The organism is Saccharothrix longispora (assembly GCF_030852425.1).
GTDB lineage: Bacteria > Actinomycetota > Actinomycetes > Mycobacteriales > Pseudonocardiaceae > Actinosynnema > Actinosynnema longispora.
The window spans coordinates 90,348-111,134 of the sequence record NZ_NSDM01000014.1; the positions used below are offsets into that span (position 1 = coordinate 90,348).

The following is a 20,787-nucleotide window of genomic DNA, read 5'->3' on the forward strand; positions in this document are numbered from 1 at the left end:
CGCGACGACGACCGCCGGAGTGGTACGAGATGGCACTACAGCAGGCGACTGTCACGATCCGCCACTGCCGGTACGTCCCGACACGGTGCTGCGGTGGCACCGGGACTTCCTCGCACGCCATGCGATGAGGTCCCGTCCCCAGCGACCCGGCCCGCACACGGACAACCGCTCCTTCGGGCTCCTGGTGCTGCGCCCGGCACGGGAGAACCCCGCGTGGGGCCACCGCCGCATCCACGGCGAACTCCTCGTGCTCGGCATCACGGTCGCCGCCTCCACCGTCCGGCAGCTCCTCCAGGACGCCGGAACCGGCCCGGCGCCCCAGCGCACCACGACGACCTGGTCGGCTTCCTCCGTCCGCTCACAAGTCGACGCCCTACCGGCCTGCGACTTCTTCGAGACCTCCACCCCGAGCGGCACCCGTCTGTACGTGCTCGCGGTCATCGAGCACACCAGCCGCCGGGCGCCACCGCACGCCCGACCGCGAGGACGACCGGACGTCACGGGCGAGTTCCGCGCTGAGCTTGGCGAACCACCCGGCGGAGCCGCCCGCGTACGGGGAAGGACACCAGGTGTGGAGGTTCCTCAGGTGTGGTGTGGAACTTCCACGGCCAGTGGTCGCCTCGGGCGACGTCCGCCACGCTGTTCTTCTTCCGCTGGGTTCGCTGTGACGTCGAAGCGGTTGTCGGCGGGCAAGGCCACCTCAGGTCGCGGGACGGCCAAGTCCACGGGCATACCGACTGGGAAGGCGTTCCACCTGGGCGCCGGGAGAGGCCCGAACCGCGCGAGTGGCGCGGTCCGGGCACTCGATCAGCCTCCGAGCAGGCGGCTCAGGTCGTCCTCCGGCGTCAGGTAGCTGCCGGACAACGCGTCCGCCTCACCGGACACCAGCCGCACGAGCATCTCCGAGGAGGCTCCGGGCTCGGTGAACCGGCCGCCGTCGCGCTGGTCGGCCATCCACGCGCCCACCCCGTCGAGGTGCCGGTCACCGGTCTCCCCCGCTTCCAGCTGCCTGCGGGTCAGACCGAGGTCGACCAGCCCGGGGTGGTAGTTGAGCACCGACACCCCGGTACCCGCCAGCTCCGGCGCGAGGTTCTCGCCGAGCTTGATGGCGGCGGCCTTGGACACCGAGTAGCCGGAGACGTTCGGCCAGCGGTGCTTGCCGGCCGAGCTCACGACGTTGATCACCCGCCCGTGACCGCGCTCCACCATGCCGGGCAACGCCGCCCGGCAAGCGCGCACGGTCCCGCGCAGGTTCACCTCCATCGTCTGCCACCAGTGGTCCTCGTCCACCTCCCACAGGGGGCCGGCCGGACCGCCGACGCCGGCGTTGTTGATCAGCACGTCGACCGAGCCGAACTCCTGCTCCGCACGCTCGACGGCGCGGGTCAACGCCGTGCTGTCGGTGACGTCGGCGACCAGCGCCAGCGAGGGGCCGCTGAGGGAACCCGCCAGCTCGTCGAGAGCGCTCCGGTCGCGCCCGGTCAGGACGAGGTTCGCCCCGGCCTCGGCGAGTCCTTCGGCGAACAACCGCCCGAGACCGCCGGTCGCGCCGGTCAGCAACACCGTCGTCCCGGCCAGCGAAGGCCTCTCCACGTCGAGTGGCCGCTCCGCCTCCTGCGCGCCGCCGAGCTGGATCCGCAGGTACTTCGCGAGGGCGCTCGACGTGGGGTGGTCGAAGATCGCCGTGGGCGGTACCGACTGCCCCGTGGCCTTCTCGATGCGGTTGCGCAGCTCCAGCACCGTCAGCGAGTCGAACCCGATCTCGAAGAAGCCGCGGTCGGCCTCCACCTCGTCAGCACCCGCGAACCCGAGCACCTGGGCCACCAGCCCTCGGACCAGGTCGCGCAGGAAGGCCTCCTGGGCGCCTTCGTCCTTCCCCGCCAGCTGCCCCTCGATGGACGACGCAGGCATGGCTTCGACCGCCGGGCGCGACTTCGCGTGCTCACGCAGCAGCGGGGTCAGCGGCGCCGACTCGCTGTCGACGAGCTGACGGGTGTCCAACCCGATCGGGGCGAGCACCGGCTCCTTCGAGCGCAACGCGGTGTCGAACGCGGCCAACGCGTCCTCTGTGGACAGAGGCGTGATCCCGAGCCGGACGAGCCGGCGCAGGTCCGCCTCGTCGAGGTGGCCGGACAACTCGCTGCGTTCCGCCCACAGCCCCCACGCCAGCGACAGCGCGTGCTGTCCGGCGTCGTGCCTGCGCTGCGCGATGGCGTCGACGCAGGCGTTGGCGGCGGCGTAGTTGGCCTGACCAGCCGTGCCCCACCAGGCGGCAGCGGAGGAGCAGACGACGAACCATGTGAGGTCGGAGTCCCTCGTCAGCTCGTCGAGGTGCGTCACGGCGTCCACCTTGGCCGGCAGCACGGCCTCCACGGCCTCCGCGGTCAGCGACTGGACGGTCGCGTCCCGCGAGGTTCCCGCGGCGTGGATGACGCCGGCCAGCGGCCGATCCGACGGGATCCGCGCGAGGACTCCGACGAGTTGCTCCCGGTCCGCCGCGTCACAGGCTTCCACGGTGACGGACGCGCCCAGCTCGCGCAGCTCGGCCGACAGTCGGGCCATACCCGGTGCGTCCGCACCGCGACGGCTCAGCAGCACCACCTCCCGAACCCCGTGCTCGCGCACGGCGTGCCGGGTCAGCGCGGAACCCACGACCCCGCCCGCACCGGTGACCAGCAGCGAACCGCCGCGCCACTCGGTGGCGGTGGACGGCCCGGCGGTGCCGGCACCGGCCAGCCTCGGCACGCGGACCTGTCCACCGCGGATCGCGAGCTGCGGTTCGTCGGTGCCGACCAGGTTCCTCCACGCCTTGTCCGACGCGGCCGTGCCGTCGAGGTCGATCAGCTGCAGCATGCCGGGGTGCTCGGTCTGCGCGGAGCGCACCAGACCCCACACCGCCGCGGCGACCGGGTCGCCGTCCACCGCGCCTCGGGTGAGCACGGCCAGCCGGGCACCGGGCTCGTGGTCCCGCGCCACCCAGCCGCGCACGGAGGCCAGTGCCGCGTCCAGCGCGGTCCGGACCCGCCACGGCAGCGGCAGCGCCGGGTCACCGTTGTCGACGGGCAGCGTGAGGTGCCCGGTTCCTCGTGCTCCCGACAGCTTCTTCGGGGCCGTCCAGTCGATCCGGAACAGGGTCTCCGCCGCCTGTGCGGCACCGATCACCTGCAACTGCTCGCGCACCACCGGCCGCGCGACGAGCTCGTCCGCGGAGAGGACCGGCATGCCCACGTTGTCCCAGGCGACGATGCCGAACGAGTCCTGCCCCTCATCCCGCAGACGAACCCGCAGCGACGCGGCACCGGGTCCGTGGACCTCCACCCCTGCCCACGAGAACGGCAGGCGCAGCGCGTCCGCCAGCAACGGGTGCAACGCGGAATCCAGCAGCGCGGGGTGCACCAGGTAGTCGCCGGCTTCGTCCTGCAGGGCCGCGGGCAGGGTCACCTCGGCGAAGACGTCACCGCCACGGCGCCAAGCCCTGCGGACGCCCTGGAATCCGGGCCCGTAGCCCAGGCCGTCCTCGGCGAGACGGGGGTAGAGCCCGTGGAGGTCGACCGGCTCCGCGTTCGCGGGCGGCCATTCGGTCAGGTTCTCCCCCGCGCCGGGTGCGCCGGGAACGAGGCGGCCGGTGGCGTGCGCGGTCCACGGCGCGTCGGCCGAGGTCCGGGAGTGCAGCGTGAGGACACGGCTGCCGTCGTCCTCGGGCGCGGACACCTCCACCTGGACGTCCAGGGTGCCCTCTGCCGGGAGCACCACCGCGGCCCGGAAGAGGAGTTCCGCCACCCGCGGACAGCCGACCTGCTGCCCGGCCTTGGCGGCCATCTCCAGCAGGGCCGTGCCGGGCACCACGGCGGCACCGCCGACGCGGTGGCCACCGGCCCAGGCCGGGCGTGCGGTGGACAACTGCCCGGTGAGGACGGTGGCTCCGCTGCCGGCCAGGGACATCGACGCGGTCAGCAACGGGTGCCCGACCCCACCGAGGCCGGTGCCCGCGACGCTTCCGGTGGCACGCGGGGTGTCGAGCCAGAAGCGCTGCCGCTGGAAGGCGTAGGTCGGCAGCTCCACGTGCGGCCGCGCGCGGTCGCCCAGGACAGCGGACCAGTCGACGGGGATGCCGCGGACGAACAGCTTCGCGACGGTGTCCAGCAGTGCTCGCGGTTCCGGGCGGTCCTTGCGCAGCAGCGGCAGCAGCGCGGCCGGCGTGGACAGGCTCGCCGACGCCATCGCCGACAGCACGCCGTCGGGGCCCAGCTCCACGAAGGTGCGGACGCCACCGGCTTCCAGCGCGCGCACGGCGTCCTGGAAACGGACCGACTCGCGCACGTGGCGGACCCAGTACTCCGCGGTGGTGAAGTCACCCGCTCCGGCGGCCCGGCCGCTCAGGGTCGACACCATCGGGATGCGCGGCGCCGAGAACCCGATGCGGGACACGACCTCCCTGAACTGCTCCAGCATCGGCCCCATCAGGGGCGAGTGGAACGCGTGGCTGACCCGCAGGGCCTTCGTGCGGTGGCCGCGCGACCCCAACTCCTCGGCGATCGCCCGCACGGGGCCGGCGGCACCGGACAGGACCGTGGACCTCGGGCCGTTGACCGCGGCGATCCCCACCTCGTGCCCGCGACCGGCGAGCAGCTCGGTCACCTCGGCGGCGGCGGCCTCCACGGCGACCATGGCGCCGCCTTCCGGCAGGTCGCCCATCAGCCTGCCGCGAGCGGCGACCAGCGTCGCGGCGTCGCGCAGCGACATGACGCCGGCCACGTGGGCCGCGGCGATCTCGCCGATGGAGTGCCCGGCCACGCGGTCCGGTCGCACCCCCCAGGCTTCGAGGAGGCGGAACAGCGCCACCTCGAGCGCGAACAGCGCGGGCTGCGCGTGTTCGGTCCGGTCCAGGCCGTCGCCGGTGAGGACCAGGTCGCGCAGGCTGACGCCGAGCAGCGGGTCGAGCGCCTCGGCCGCTTCGTCGAACGCGGCCGCGAACGCCGGGAACGCCTCGTGCAGCTCGCGTCCCATGCCGGCCCGCTGGCTGCCCTGACCGGCGAACAGGAAGGCGGTCCCGCCCGCGCGCTCGTCGGCCGTGACGAACAGGTTCGGCGCGTCGTCGCCGTGCGCGGCGGCGGTGAGGCCCGCCAGCAACGAGTCGCGATCGCCACCGAGGACGACGGCGCGCTGGTCGAACCGCGACCGCCTCGTGAGCGCCGCCGCGATGGCGTCGTCGTCGTGGCCGGGCTCCCGGTCGAGGAAGTCCGCCAGCTTGGCCGCCTGCGCCCGCAGCGCGGTCGGTGTCCTGGCGCTGAGCACCCACGGCGTGATCGCCCCCGCACGCGGCTCGGACGCCGGGACGGCGGCTTCGGCGGGGCTTTCGAGGATCACGTGCGCGTTGGTGCCACCGATGCCGAACGACGACACCGCCGCCCGGCGGGTGCCCTCCGGCCACGGCCGCGCCTCGGTCAGCAGCTCGACCAGGCCCGAGGTCCAGTCCGCGTGCGGCGAAGGCTCGCTGACGTGCAGGGTCTTCGGCAGGACGCCGTGCCGCATCGCCATGATCATTTTGATGATCCCGCCGACGCCCGCGGCGGCCTGGGTGTGGCCGGTGTTGGACTTCAACGAACCCAGCCACAGCGGGCGGTCGCGGTCCTGGCCGTAGGTGTCGAGGACCGCCTGCGCCTCGATCGGGTCGCCCAGGGCCGTGCCCGTGCCGTGCGCCTCGACCACGTCGACGTCGGATGCGACCAGCCGAGCGTCGGCCAGTGCCTGTTCGATGAGCCGGCGCTGGGCCGGGCCGCTCGGCGCGGTCAGGCCGTTGGAGGCGCCGTCGGAGTTGACCGCGCTGCCGCGGACGACGGCGAGCACCCGGTGCCCGTTGCGCTGAGCGTCGGAGAGGCGCTCCACCACGAGCATGCCCGCGCCCTCGGCCCAGCTGGTGCCGCTCGCGTCCGAGGAGAACGCCCGGCACCGCCCGTCGGCGGCGAGTGCGCGCTGGCGGCTGAACTCGACGAAGGTGACCGGGGTGGACATCACCGAGACCCCGCCGACCAGCGCCATCGAGCACTCGTCGTTGCGCAGCGCCTGCGCGGCCAGGTGCAGGGCCACCAGGGAGGACGAGCACGCGGTGTCGACCGACATCGTGGGGCCCTGCAGGCCGAAGACGTAGGAGATGCGGCCGGACGCGACGCTGCCGTGGCTGCCGAGCGTCAGCATCCCCTCCATGCCGTCCGGGATGTCGTGGACGTCCTGGACGCGGGTGGAGTAGTCGTGGAACATCACGCCGGCGTAGACGCCGGTGCGAGAGCCCTTCACCGACAGCGGGTCGATGCCCGCGTTCTCCAGTGCCTCCCACGAGGTCTCCAGCAGCAGCCGCTGCTGGGGGTCGGTGGCCAGCGCCTCGCGGGGTGCGATGCCGAAGAACGAGGCGTCGAAGTCGGCGGCGTCGTGCAGGAACCCGCCTTCGCGGGTGTAGCTGGTGCCCCGGTGGGCCGGGTCGTCGTGGAAAAGGTTGTCGAGGTCCCAGCCGCGGTCGTCGGGGAACGCGGTGATGCCGTCGGTCCCGGAGGCGACCAGGTCCCACAACTCCTGCGGTGAGCCGACCCCGCCGGGGTAGCGGGCGGCCATGCCGACGATCACGATCGGGTCGTCCTCGGCCGCTCGGGGCTCGGGTTCGGCGCGCGGGACCACGTGGGCCACAGCGGTGTCCTCCTCGCTCGAGAGTTCTTCCACCAGGTGTTCGACCACGTCCAGCGGGCTGGGCCGGTCGAACAGCAAGGTCGGCGGCAGTCGCAGACCGGTCGCCCGGCTGAGCTGGTTGCGCAGTTCCAGTGCGGTCAGCGAGTCCATTCCCAGTGCGGAGAACGGCTGCTCGACCTGGTCGTCACGCAGCTGGGCGTGGCCCAGTGCGGCGGCGGCGGAGGTGCGCACCAGTCGGGTCAGCTCCGCCCGCAGCCCGTCGGCGGTCAGCTGCTCGAACGCGCCGTCGGAGGTCGCCGGCGCGGTCGCGGCGGGCTTGGTCACGGCCGGCGTGCGCACGAGATCGGCCAGCAGCGACACGGGCTGCCCGATGACGGAACGGACGTCCAGGCGCATGGGAGCCAGTACCGGCTCCGTCGAGCGCAACGCGCTGTCGAACGCCGCGACGGCGTCCCTCGTGGACAGCGGCGCGATGCCGACGCCGGCCATCCGCCGGAGGTCGGCGTCACCGAGGTGCCCGGAGAGCTCGCTGCGCTCTTCCCACAGGCCCCACGCCAGTGCCAGCGCCGGGAACCCGGCGGCGGCGCGGTCGCGGACGATCGCGTCGAGGCAGGCGTTCGCGGCGGCGTAGTTGGCCTGCCCGGCGGTGCCCCACCACCCGGCCACCGAGGAACAGACGACGAACCAGTCGAGGTCCAGTCCCCTGGTCAGCTCGTCCAGGTGGCTGACGGCGTCCACCTTGGACGTCAGGACGGCGTCGATCCCTTCGGTGGTCAGCGCTTCGACGACCGTGTCGGCCACCGTCCCCGCCGCGTGGACGATGCCGCGCAGGTTCGGGACGCGGGCCAGCAGACCGGCCACCTGGGCGCGGTCCGCCACGTCACAGGCCTCGACGGTGACCGAGGCGCCCATCGTCCGCAGCCGGTCGGCCAGCTTCGCGACACCGGGCGCGCGCTCGCCGCGACGGCTGACCAGGACGACGTCACCGATGCCGCGGCTGGTCACGGCGTGCAGCGCCAGGGCCGAGCCGACGACTCCACCGGCGCCGGTGACGAGCAGGGAGCCGTTGTCCCACCTGGTCTCCGCGCCGTTCGCCGCGGGGACGTGGCGCACGAGCCGCGGAACCAGTGCGTTGCCTTCGCGCACAGCGATGTGCGGCTCCGATGCACCGGCCGAGGACGGCAGCAGTGCTTCGGACGCGGCGCTGCCGTCGACCTCGATCAGCTGGAAGCGACCGGGGTGCTCGGTCTGCGCCGAACGCACGAGTCCTTGCACGGCGGCACCGACCGGGTCGGAACCGGTGACGACGCTCAGGCGGCCGTGCTGCTCGCCGGCGAGCCAGTCCTGCACGGTGGTCAGCGCCCAGGCGAGTCCCTCGCGCACCCGGTGCGCCAGCGGACCTCCGGTCGGGGCCGGCAGCCGCCGCGTGGTGCCCCGCGTGGTGGCCACGACGGTGGTGGGCCGCCACTCGACGCGGTACAGCGAGTCCGCTGCCACGGCGTCGCGCAACCGGGCGTCGGACACCGGCCGCAACACCACCGAGTCGGCGTCGAGGACGGGGTTGCCCTCGCCGTCCCAGGCGGCCAGCCGGACGGTGTCGGGACCGAGCCCGGTCAGCCGAGCCCTCAGGACCGACGCCCCGGCCGCGTGCAGGCGGGTGCCCGCCCACGAGAACGGCAGCCGCGCCGTTCCCCCGTCGGGCAGCAGCTCACCGGCCGCCAGCGGTTGCAGGACGGCGTCCAGCAGTGCCGGGTGCAGCAGGTAGTCGTTCTCCGCCTCGGACAGCCGGACCTCGGCGAAGAGCTCGCCGTCGCCGCGCCACAGGGCTCGCACGCCCTGGAAGGCAGGCCCGTACCGGAGGTTCCGGTCGGCCAGGCCGGGGTAGAACGCGTCCAGGTCGACCGGTTCGCAGCCGGCCGGCGGCCACTGCGTCGGGGCGGGCCCGGTGCCGGTCGCGACGTCGACCTGGCCGGTGGCGTGGGTGGTCCACTCCCCCTGGCCCGAGGCGCGCGACACCGTCCGCAAGGCGCCGTCCGCCGCGACCCGGACCTGGACGTCCAGCGCGTCACCGGCCGGGATGACCATCGGCGCGATCAGCACCAGTTCGGTGACGGCGGTCCGGCCGACGTGCTCGCCGGCGCGGGCGGCGAGTTCGAGCAGCGCCGTCCCGGGAACGACCACCGCGCCGCCGACCCGGTGGTCGGCCAGCCACGGCAGCCCGGCCGGGTCGAGCCGGCCGGTCAGCACCGTGGTGCCGTCGACGGACAGAGCCGCCTTGAGCACCGGGTGCGCGATCGGGTCGAGGCCGGCGGAGGCGAGGTCCGCGGTCTTCGCGACCGGGTCGAGCCAGAACCGCTCGCGCTGGAACGCGTAGGTCGGCAGCTCGGTGCGGCCGGCACCGGTGCCGGCGAAGAACGCCGTCCAGTCGACGGTGACACCGGCGTTGTGCAGGCGTGCCAGCGCGAGCACCGACGTGTCGCCTTCCGGCCTGCCCTTGCGCAGGACGGGCAGGACGAGCTGGTCGGTGTCGGGCAGGCAGTTCTGCGCCATCGCCGCGAGCACGCCGTCCGGGCCCAGTTCGACCAGGCGGGTCACGCCCTGCCGGCGCAGGTGCCGCACGCCGTCGTGGAACAGGACCGCGTCACGGACGTGCCGGACCCAGTGCTCGGGCGAGCGGAGCTGCTCGGCCGTCGCGAGGGTGCCCGTCAGGTTCGACACCAGCGGGATCGCCGGTGCCGAGTAGGTGATCCGCGCGGCGACGCGGCGGAACTCCTCCAGCATCGGTTCCACCAGGGGCGAGTGGAAGGCGTGGCTCACGGTGAGGCGCTTGGTCTTGCGACCGCGCTCCGCCCACCGCGCGGCGAGCGCGAGGACGGCGTCCTCCGCTCCGGAGAGCACGACCGCGTCGGGCCCGTTGACGGCGGCCAGTCCCACGCCGGAGGTCAGCTGCGGGCGCACTTCGTCCGCGGTGGCCTGCACGGAGACCATCGCACCGCCCGACGGCAGGGCCTGCATCAACCGGCCGCGCGCGGCGACCAGTTCCGCTGCCCCGGCCAGGGTCAGGACGCCGGAGACGTGGGCCGCGGCGAGCTCACCGATCGAGTGGCCGGTGACGAAGTCCGGCTCGACGCCCCACGAGCGCACGAGGCGGTACAGCGCGACCTCGATGGCGAACAGCGCGGGCTGGGTGTACTCGGTCCGGTCCAGCACGGCGGGGTCGTCGCCCCACATGACCTCGCGCAGCGGCTCGTCCAGGTGCCGGTCGAGCTCGTCGGCGACCTCGTCCAGGGCGGCGGCGAAGACCGGGTGGGTGGCGTGCAGCTCCCGGCCCATGCCCGGGTGCTGGGCGCCCTGGCCGGTGAACAGGAAGGCGACCGGTTCGCCCGGCCGGGCGAGGTCGCGGGCGCCACGACCTTCGCTGAGCTCGCGCAACCCGGCCGTGTCGGTGGCGAGGACCGCGGCGCGGTGGTCGAAGTGACTGCGACCGGTGGCCAAGGAGAAGGCGATGTCGGCCGGGTCGAGCTCGGGGTGGTCGGCGAGGTGGTCGTGCAGCCTCCTGGCCTGTGCCGTCAACGCCTGCGGCGTCTTGGCGCTCAGCAGGAACGGGACCTGCCGCCGCTGCCGCACCTGCGGCTCCGGCCGCGGCCGGTGTTCGAGGACGACGTGCGCGTTGGTGCCGCTGATGCCGAACGACGACACCGCCGCCCGGCGGGGGCCTTCCGGCCACGGCCGGGCTTCGGTCAGCAGCCGCACCGCACCCGAGGACCAGTCGACGTGCGGCGAGGGTTCGTCGACGTGCAGGGTCTTCGGCAGGACGCCGTGCCGCATCGCCATGACCACCTTGATCACGCCCGCGACGCCGGCCGCCGCTTGGGTGTGGCCGAGGTTGGACTTGAGCGAGCCGAGCCACAGCGGGCGGTCGCGGTCCTGTCCGTAGGTGGCGATGATCGCCTGCGCCTCGATCGGGTCGCCCAGGGAGGTGCCCGTGCCGTGCGCCTCGACGAGGTCCACGTCGGACGCCGAGAGGCCGGCGTCGGTCAGCGCCTTGCGGATGACCCGCTGCTGCGCGGGTCCGTTCGGCGCGGTCAGGCCGTTGGAGGCGCCGTCCTGGTTGACCGCGGTACCGCGGACGACGGCCTGGACGGTGTGGCCGTGGCGCAGCGCGTCGGACAGCCGCTCCACCACGAGCACGCCGACGCCTTCCGACCAGCCCGTGCCGTCCGCGGCCGCGGAGAACGCCTTGCACCTGCCGTCCTGCGCGAGACCGCGCTGGTGGCCGAACTCGGCGAACATGCCGGGTGTGCTCATCACGGTCACGCCACCGGCGAGGGCGAGCGAGCACTCCCCGCGCCGCAACGCCTCGACGGCGAGGTTCAGCGCGACCAGGGACGAGGAGCAGGCCGTGTCGACCGACAGGGCGGGGCCTTCGAGGCCGAGGACGTAGGCGATCCGGCCGGAGACGACGCTGCCGGCGACACCGGTGAGGAGGTGACCGGCCACGGCGGCGGGGCTTTCGTGCAGCCGGGTGCCGTAGTCGCCGGCCATCGCGCCGGCGAAGACGCCGGTTTCGGTGCCGCGCAGCAGTTCCGGGTCGATCCCGGCCTGTTCGAGCGCCTCCCAGGAGACTTCGAGCAGGAGGCGCTGCTGCGGGTCCATGGCGAGCGCTTCACGCGGTGACACACCGAAGAACTCCGCGTCGAAGTCCGGGGCGTCGTAGAGGAAACCACCGGTGCGGGCGACCTCGGTACCGCCGGGGAGCGGGGCGCGGAGGTCCCAGCCGCGGTCGGACGGGTACGGCCCGGTCGCGTCGGCCTCCGCGGTGACGAACCGCCAGAGGTCCTCTGGTGAGCGGATGTCCCGGGGGAACCGGCAACCCATGCCCACGATGACGACCGGGTCGTCCTCGGGCTCCTCCTCGGTCGTGGTGACCCGTTCCGCGGCGGCGAGCGCGACGGGGGCCTGCCGGGTGCCGGCGGGGAGGAGCCGGTCGACCTCCGCCGCGAGGGCCGCGGGCGTCGGGAAGTCGAACGCGACGCCGGCGGGCAGGCTCAGCGACGCGGCCGCGTTGATCCGGTTGCGCAGCTCGACGACCATGGTGGAGTCGAAACCCAGTCGCTTGAACGGCTCCCGCACACCGACCGCGTCCGGAGTCGTGCGCAGCACGGCGGCGGCGTGGGCTCGGACGAGGTCGATCCCGCGCAGCACCGGTCCCGTTTCGACCGGTGCCTCGTTCCGGTCACCGATCCAGAACCGCTGCCGTTGGAAGGGGTAGGTCGGCAGGTCGGCGGCACGGACCGATGCGCGCGCCGACGGGACCACAGCGGACCAGTCGACGTCCACCCCACCCGTGAAGGCCTCCGCGGCCGACATGAGGAAGCGGCGGAGGTCGCCCTCGTCGCGGCGGAGCGAGCCGACGACGACCGCGTCGTCGACGTCCGCGTCGGCCACGGTGTCCTCGACGGCGCCGACGAGGACGGGGTGCGAGCCGGCTTCGACGAAGTGGCGGAAACCCTGGGCCAGCAGCGCCCCGACGGCCTCGCCGAAACGGACGGGCGCCCGCAGGTTGTGCGCCCAGTACGCGGCGTCCAGCCGGTCCGCCCAGGCGCAGTCCGCGGTGGAGAAGAACGGGATGCCGCCCCGCCTCGGGCGGATTCCGGCGAGGGCCTCGACGACCCGCTCGCGGACGGAGTCGACGTGCGGGCTGTGCGAGGCGTAGTCCACGGCGATCCGCCGCACCCGGACGCCTTCCTGCTCCCACCGCGCCACCAGGGCGTCGACCGCGTCCCGGTCTCCGGAGACGACGGTCGAGCGCGCGCTGTTGACCACCGCGACCCCGACTCCCGGGTGGCCCACCAGGTACGGGCGGACCTCGTCGGCGGGCAGGGCGACCGACGCCATCGCGCCCCGGCCGGCCAGTTCGGCGGCGATGATCCTGCTGCGCAGGGCGACAACGGTCGCGGCGTCGTCGAGGTCGAGCTTCCCGGAGACCACCGCGGCGGCGATCTCGCCCTGGGAGTGCCCCAGCACCGCGGCCGGCCGGACGCCGACCGATGCCCACAGCCGGGCCAGCGACACCATCACGGCCCAGGACGCCGGCTGCACGACGTCGACGCGGTCGAGGCCGTCGCCCGTGCGCAGGACCTCGGTCAGGGACCAGCCCACGTGCGGTGCCAGCGCCTTCTCGCAGGCGGTGACGGATTCCGCGAACACCTCCGAGGCGTCGAGGAGGTCACGGCCCATCCCCGCCCACTGCGCACCCTGTCCGGGGAAGACGAGGACGGGACCGGCGTCCGCCTCGTCGCCGCGCCCCAGGACGACGCCCGCGCCGGGGACGCCCTGCTCGATCCCGGCGAGACCGGATTCGAGCTCGTCGGCGGTGGCGGCGAGCACGACGGCGCGGTGGTCGAACAGCGTGCGTCGGGTGAGCAGCGCCTGAGCGAGGCCGGCGTGGTCGAGTCCCCGGCCGCGCAGGTTCCCGGCCTGGGCACGCAGCGCCTCGGGCGTCTTCGCGCTGAGCACGAACGGGAGGGTCGCCTCGACCTGCTCCGAGGTGGCTCCGCCCGCGGACCGGGGCGGTCCGGAGAGGACCACGTGGCAGTTCGCCCCGCCCATGCCGAAGGAGCTGACGCCGGCGAGCCGGGGCTCGGCGGTCCAGTCCGCGGTCTCGGTCTGGACCCTGATGCCCAGTTCGCCGAACGCGATGTTCGGGTTCGGCTCGACGAAGTCGACGCTGGGCGGAACCTGCCCCCTGCTGATCGAGAGCACCGTCTTGAGCAGCCCCGCGATGCCGGCCGCCCCTTCGAGGTGACCGATGTTGGTCTTGACCGAACCCACGCGCAGCGCGTCGGCCGGAGCACGGCCGGCGCCGAGCACCCGGCCCAGCGCCGAGGCCTCGACCGGGTCGCCCACCTTGGTGCCGGTGCCGTGCAGTTCCACGTACTGCACCTGGCGCGGGTCGATGTCCGCGGCGCGGTAGGCCGCGCGGAGGACCTCCGCCTGCGCGTCGGCGTCCGGGGTGGTGAGACCGTCGCTCGCGCCGTCGTTGTTGACCGCGCTGCCGCGGATCACGCAGAGGATGTCGTCCTGGTCGGCCAGCGCCGTCGCGATCGGCTTGAGGACGACCATGCCGCCGCCCTCACCCCGCACGTACCCGTTCGCCCTGGAGTCGAAGGTGTGGCACCGCCCGTCCGGCGAGAGACCGCCGAACTTGGCGGCACCGACGGTGCTCTCCGGTGCGAGGTTGAGGTGCACGCCACCGGCCAGCGCGACCTCGCACTCACCGGTGCGGATGCTCTGCGCGGCGAGGTGCACCGCGACGAGCGCGGACGACTGGGCGGAGTCGACGGTGAAGCTGGGGCCGCGCAGCCCCAGGGTGTAGGAGATCCGGTTGGCGATGAGACCGCGGCTGAGTCCGGTGACCGTGTGGTGCCCGATCCCCTCGATCCCCTCGCGCTGCGCGAGCGTGGCGTAGTCGGAGCCGAACGCGCCCATGAACACACCGACCGGATGCCCGCGCAGGGCGGCCGGGACCGCACCGGCGTTCTCCAGCGCCTCCCAGGCCAGCTCCAGCGCGAGCCGCTGCTGCGGGTCCATGTCCGTCGCTTCACGCGGAGAGATCCCGAAGAACGCCGCGTCGAACCGGTCGACCTCGTCGAGGTAGCCGCCCCAGCGGGAGTTCGCCCTGCCGGGCCGCGACAGGTCCGCGTCGTACAGGGCGTTCGCGTCCCATCGCGCGGCCGGGGTCTCGGTGACGGCACTCGCCCCCGTGACGAGCAGTTCCCAGAAGGCGTCCGGGTCCATCGCCCGGGGAAGACGGCAGGACAGTCCGACGACGGCGATTCCATCCCGGTCGGCGGCAGCAGTGCGTTCGGGCACGGTCATGTGCGACTGGATTCCTTCGATTCGTGGTGAAGGCGTGCGGAGGTGAAGTCCTGGCGCGGTTCTGTCATCGACTTGTGCCGCGGCCAGGACCCACCGCACGAAATGCGACCCGTGGACTGAGAACGCTGCCGCATTGCTCGGTTCAGGATTCGGCGTAACGGGAGCGCAGGTGGTCGAGATAGGCGGCGGCGTCGCGATGCGGATGGTCCTGAGCACCGCGACGGTGCAGGCCGAGGCTGCCGTCGGGGTGCAGGCGCAGCGTGGTGGTGGCTCGGCGAACCCGCTCCGCCCGGCCCCTGTCCGCGAGTTCCAGCACGGGCGTGCCGGGCGGGAACATCCCGAGGGCGTCGGCGGTCGTGGACGCAGGCTGGTGACCGGTGCGGTTCGCACTGCTCACGTACAGGAGCGGGAACGAATCCAGCACCGGCCGCACCGGGGTCCAGCGGGCGCCGAACAGCAACGCCCAGCCGTCCCTGGTGGCAGGTGCGAGCCAGCCGGGAGCACCGGGTGACACCGGCACGAGCAGGGTCACGTGCTCGTCGGCGAGCAGCCGCCGGGCCAAGGCGGCCGCGGCCTGCTCGAGCGTCGCCGCCGAGGTGATCGCGGTGACGACGTCGGGGCTGTGCGCCCACACCGCGACGGCCTGGTCGACCGGGCGGCCCTTGGCGGCGTTGACCGCGGCCGGGGTCGTGGCGGTGACGACGTGGGTCAGCGGCGCCGGGTTGGGCAGGACCACCGCCTCTCCCCGGCCCAGGGCGTCTCGCGCGCCCTCGACGTCGACGATCACCGCTGTCCCGCCCCGGCGCGCATTCCGTCGAGGTAGTGGGCGAACGCCTGGTCGTCCACCACCGCGTGGCCCTGCTGGAAGGCGCGGGACTTGACCCACGACATCGCCGCGCGCGCCCCGGTGACGTCGAGCTCGTGACCCAGGCGGGCGGCGACGGCGGTGACGACACGTGCGCTGGCCAGGTGGGTGAGCACGATGCTCGGGGTGATGCCCAACTGCTCCGGGTCGAAGGGCTGGAACAGCTCCGGGTGCACGAACGGGGTTCCGGTGGAGATCGTGCCGACACCGGTGCCCACCACCGGGGTGGTCACGCCCAGCGGCACACCGGTCTCCTCGGCCACCGCCTGGGCCAGGCCGGGCAGCCGGGTCAGGTCCGGGGGCGTGCACCACGGGTCGGCGTCCTCGCCGAGCAGCGTCTTCACCCGGTCGGCGCGGTAGGACAGCAGGAACAGCACCTGCTCGGTGGCCACCAGACCGGAGCGCTCGGCGACGCTCAACCAGGAGGAGGACACCACCCGCACGCCGCTGCGCAGCGCTTCCAGCGTGTTGGCCAGCCCCAGACCGAGGTCGTTGTGCGCGTGCGAGGCGAGCACGACGCCCTCGGAACGCGCAGCCGTGAACATGGCCCCCGCGTCGGCGGGCAGCTGGTCGCCGACGGTGTCCGCGAGGAACACCACACCCGCTCCCGCGGCGGTCAGTTCACGTGCGGCGTCCGCGAGCAGACCGTGATCGGCGCGCGACGCGTCGGCCAGGCACACGTCCACCGCGACCCCGGCACCCAGCGAGTCGGTCACGAGGGCAGCGCCAGCGCGCACGGCCTCCGCGGCGGGCAGGTGCGTCATGACCTGCGACATCGCTTCCGACGCCGGGACCACGAGCATCACCCGCGCATGGGCCACGCCCCGGACGGAGGCGATCGCCTGCCGCACGTCCGCGGCCGTGCCCCGGCACACCGCGGCGGGGCTCACCGTGCCCTCGGCCTCCACTGCGACCCGGCGCACGGCCTCGAACTCCTCCTTGCACACCGCGGGGAAACCGGCGGCGAACACCACGTGCCGAGGGCCGTCCTCGCCGAAGATCGCACCCTGCTCGCGTGCCAGCCGCACCCGGAAGTCCGGGCTCATCAGCGTCTTGCCCTGGGCCCCGTCCCGCGCCGACTCCTCCCAGAGCACGACCTTGCCGGCCAACGCCGACTCCCGGACCACATCCGACTCAGTCATCACTACCCACCGTTGCCAATCTGTTCTCGTCAACCCTGATTTCCGCGCGCCACCGTTTCGCGGCGTTCGTCCGGTGAATTCGGCCTGTCCTCCTGGTGAAGCCGACTCCACGTCGACGTTCGTCGCGCAGAAGAAGCTCTCCAGGCCGATGCGGTGAATTCCCCCGCGTCGGCCGGCTCGATCCTGGAGCGGATCGGCCGCCCGCACACCACGGAGAACCGCAACGACGAAAACAGTCGCCGCCGCGACCGCACTGCGGCACCATCGACGCGTACTGCATTCACCTGGTGCGACAGAACGGTGAGGACGGGGTGACTTGCGGCGCCCTGCCACACCCGCTCGACCACACCAACCGCACCGCCCGGCAGAGCGGCCGATCGCACCACTCCACGAGTCGTCCGCCGTCGGCAGCTCCTCGGTGATGCGATCGCCCTCCGACTGGGACGTATACGAGGCTAACCAGCTCCGCACCGGCCGAGCTGTGGAAGTCCGCAGTTCCACCTCCGAACCCGGACGTCCGCGGCGATGACCGCCACGATGTGCCCGCCCACGAGCGGTAATGGCCTCGGGGATCCCCGCCACGAGGTGATCGGGCAGCTCACGCCGACTGCGGGAGCGTGACGCAGATCGCCGATCGCCGAGCGGGGCACTGCGGTTGTCCACAGCGTCGGCGGGCACGTCCGTGCTCGCCCCCGCCAACCGCCCGATGCCACCGCCCGACTCGTCGACCGGGTTGCCGAAACACCCGCCCACACCGTCACGTCCGCACCGACGGACGAGCAGCGGTACAACACGGAAATGACGCCGACGCTGACACGCGCTGTCCGATCGCCCCACGCGGCGTGATTTCACTCATCTGAGGTTCGTCACAGCCTCGGACAGGAGCGCACCGGTGCGCGCACCTCCGTCCATCGATGGTGGACTGCACCACCATCCCCGTTGAGCCGAACGACGCCGCGCCCGCTTCCGACCCGGTCGGGCAATCCCACGGTGAACGTGTGACAAATCTCGGCGTAACTTACGCCCGAGCACGACGTTGTCAGCGCCCTGGACGGGGCCTGCCCGCCGTGACCTGCGGATTCAGCCACGACAAGTCCTCCGCCCACGACGTGGTACGAACTTGACCGGGCGGGTACTCGCATCGTGGAATCGTCCGGACGCCGACATGACCAGAATCGATCTACGCACTACCCGAATGGCCTAGCCGACATCTACGGAGCGCGCAGGATGGTCGCCGACGCACACCGACACCGGACCACCCTCGTCGGTCGCGGTGCGGAATTGGAACGGATCGTCGATGCTCTCGAATCAGCGAGGGGCGCGACACCCGCCACGCTCCTGGTGGAAGGCGCGACCGGCATCGGCAAGACGACCCTCCTCGACGCGGCGTGCGAGCTCGCCCACGAGCGCGGGTTCGTGGTCTGCCGGGCGAAGGCCTCGCCGGTGGAGCGGGAGATGCCCTTCGCCGTCGTCCAGCAGCTCTTCGACTACCTGCGCGAGGAACTGTCCCCCGGCCGGGACGATGGAGCCGCACCGCACGGGCACGACGTCATCACCGGGCACTTCACCGCCGAGGTGGACGACTTCGGGGAGACCCACGTCCACCAGGCGATCCGGGGTGTCTACCGCTTCGCGGCCGATCTCGCACAGCGCTCACCGCTCTGCCTGGTCATCGACGACGTGCAATGGGCGGACGTGCCGTCGTTGCGCTGGCTGAACTACCTGGTCCACCGCGTCGTCAAGCTCCCGATCACGATCCTGATGACCCGCACGCCCGGCATCCGGCCGACCGATCCCCTGCTGATCGCGGAGCTGGAGATCTACGCCGAGCGCATGAGGCTCGCGGTTTTCACGACGCAGGACGTCGTGCACCTCACCGAGCGGATGCTCGGGCACACACCGGACGAGAAGTTCACCCAGGCCGTCCTCCGTGCCACCAACGGCTGTCCCATGGTGACGAGTCACGTCCTGGGTCTGATGCGGGAACGATCGGTGCCGCCGGACGAGGAGGCCGCGGGCAACCTGCTCCGCCCCGAATCCGAGAAACTCGGTCAGTCGATGCTCGCGCGGCTCAACCGCCAGTCACGCGAACTCGTCGAGGTAGCCAAGGCGATCGCGGTCGTGGAGCCGGCCGACCTGGACCTCCTGACCGCCGTCATCGGCATCAACGACGGCGCGGCCGCCGATCAGGTGCGGCAGCTGGAGGGGATGGGGGTGCTCGCGCCGGAGGGCGGGCTCGCGTTCACGCACTCGGTGATCAAGAGCGCGATCGAGAGCGCGGTCTGCTACCGGGAGCGCGAGGAGCTGCACGCCAAGGCCGCGCGGTTCCTGCACCACACGCGGGCGCCCTCTCTCCTCGTGGCACGCCACGTCCTGCGGACGTCCTCCCGGTTGGGCGCCTGGGTGGTGGAGACCCTGTGCGTCGCCGCCGACACCGTGATCGTCGAGGGCGATCCCCGCTCTGGCGCGAAGCTCCTGGAGAGGGCCCTGGGCGAGGACCTCTCCGCCGCGGAGAGGAAGGACCTGCTGCTGCGGCTCGGTCTTGCCGAGACCTACTTCGACCCGCGGATGGCCGTGGTGCACCTCGAGGAGGGGATGACCGGGCTGGACGACCCGGAGACGGTTCTCGCGGTCGCTTACCGGCTCGCCCAGGTCCTCTACTTCGACGGTGCGTACGACAGCGTGAGCGAGGTACTGCGCCGCACCATGTCCGAGATCGGACCGGAGATCCCCGCGGCCATGGACATGCTGCGCCTGCTGGAACGGATCACCGTGCCGTCCCGGGACCCGACGGCCGGGCAGGTGGACTTCCGCCAGTTCGACGAGCACGAGTGGCGCCGCGGTGACGCGCACGGCCGCAGGTTGGCGGGACTGGTCGCCGAGGACGCGAGCAACCGGGGCGTCGACCTGGCGCTGTGCCGGAAGGCGGCGCTCGCGGCACTGTCCGGAGGTGCGGCCTCCATCCTGCAGCACCCGCAACGCATGGTCGGAGCGCTCAACTCCCTCCTCCGCGCCGACGAGGCGGAGCTCGTGATGCGCTACTGCGACGAGATCCTGCTCGAGGCCCATCGGGAAGGGCTGACGTTGATCACGCTGCTCGGCCACACCCTCCGGTCCCGGGCGCACCACCACCGCGGGTCCTTCACCGAGGCGGTCGCGGACGCGGAACTCGCGTTGTCCGCGGCACGTACCGCGAAGCTGCCCCCGGACCACTTCGGACACGTCTACGCCGTCGACGCACAGGTCCGCGCTCGGCTGGCGCTCGGCGACGTCGGCGCGGCGGAGAACGCGCTCCGGCCCTTCGGCAGGTCCAGGGCACTGCCGCAGACCTGGCACCACACCGCGCTCCTGCACGCCAGGGGCGCGTTGCGCATGGAACTCGGCGACAGCGAGGGAGCGCTCGCCGACCAGCTCGAGTGCGGTGAGCGGTTCCAGGCCTGGGGCCGGCACAGCCCAGCCCTGCGCCCCTGGCGGTCCTACGCGGCGCTGGCGCACCTCTGGCTCGGACAGCGCAAGCCGGCGCTCGACCTGGCGTTGCAGGAGCTGAAACTGGCACGGGAGTGGGGCGCACCGACCGTGATCGGCCGTGCGCTGCTGACCGTGGGCATCGCGACCGGCGGTACCGCCGCTGCTCCGTGGCTGACCGAGGCCGACTCGTTGCTGCGGCGGTCATCCGCTCGGATGCTGCACGCACAAGTGCTGCTGGAACTCGCCGCGGCGCGGCGGGAGAAGGGGCAGCACGACGCCGCACGGCAACACCTCGCGGAGGCGAGGACGCTCGGCGAGCAGTGCGGCATCGCCGTGGAGCCAGGAGAACGGCTCGCCGACCTGACCTCCGGTAGCGCACCACGCGCACAGGTCCCGCAGCCCGCCGAACCGACGAAGGCCGCACCACGCGACCCCCGGACCAACGCGCTCGCGCTGACGCCGCACGAGTACCGCGTGGCCAGTTTGGTGCTCGAGGGGAACTCGAACGACGAGATCGCGCGCAAGCTGAACGTTTCGCGACGTACCATCGAGTTCCACCTCACGAGCATCTACCGCAAGCTCGGCGTACGCCGTCGAACCCAACTGTCCTCCGCACTTGCGGGCTTCGTCTCGCGAGCGTGATGGTGCCGGGGAAAGCACGCCGGGAACTGCGGTTCTCCGCAGTGCTCTGCGGGGTGTCAGAACTCCGCACCGGGATGCCGAGCCGCGACGATTGACCCTCGCCCCCCGTGA

4 protein-coding genes are annotated in these 20,787 nt (G+C 72.9%); 1 reads left to right on the forward strand and 3 read right to left on the reverse strand.

Annotation, left to right across the window (positions count from 1 at the left end):
* Nucleotides 1-807 precede the first annotated feature (807 nt).
* The 3 genes from CKY47_RS29135 to CKY47_RS29145 all read right to left on the reverse strand — a co-directional run bounded on the left by CKY47_RS29135 (nucleotide 808) and on the right by CKY47_RS29145 (nucleotide 16,566).
* Nucleotides 808-14,559 carry an SDR family NAD(P)-dependent oxidoreductase gene (locus CKY47_RS29135; RefSeq protein WP_306749525.1) on the reverse strand — a complete coding sequence of 4,584 codons (13,752 nt, stop codon included), beginning with the start codon at nucleotides 14,557-14,559 and terminating at the stop codon, nucleotides 808-810.
* A 142-nt stretch (nucleotides 14,560-14,701) separates the two neighbouring features.
* Complete coding sequence (locus CKY47_RS29140) at nucleotides 14,702-15,346, reverse strand: hypothetical protein (protein ID WP_306749526.1); 645 nt, start codon at nucleotides 15,344-15,346, stop codon at nucleotides 14,702-14,704.
* Nucleotides 15,343-16,566, reverse strand: coding sequence for a hydroxymethylglutaryl-CoA lyase-like TIM-barrel protein (locus tag CKY47_RS29145; RefSeq protein ID WP_306749527.1), 1,224 nt, complete (start codon nucleotides 16,564-16,566; stop codon nucleotides 15,343-15,345). Before CKY47_RS29145 ends, CKY47_RS29140 begins: the two co-directional genes overlap by 4 nt.
* 1,143 nt (nucleotides 16,567-17,709) lie before the next feature.
* Between CKY47_RS29145 and CKY47_RS29150 the strand changes: the two genes are divergently transcribed.
* Nucleotides 17,710-20,676 (forward strand): helix-turn-helix transcriptional regulator, encoded by a 2,967-nt coding sequence (locus tag CKY47_RS29150; protein ID WP_306749528.1) that lies wholly within the window; start codon nucleotides 17,710-17,712, stop codon nucleotides 20,674-20,676.
* Nucleotides 20,677-20,787 lie beyond the last annotated feature (111 nt).

What these genes read in the sequence shown, in the direction of transcription:
- CKY47_RS29145 (WP_306749527.1), bottom strand. Translation starts at nt 16,566, where the DNA reads ATGACTGAGTCGGATGTGGTCCGGGAGTCGGCGTTGGCCGGCAAGGTC.
- CKY47_RS29135 (WP_306749525.1), bottom strand. Translation starts at nt 14,559, where the DNA reads ATGACCGTGCCCGAACGCACTGCTGCCGCCGACCGGGATGGAATCGCC.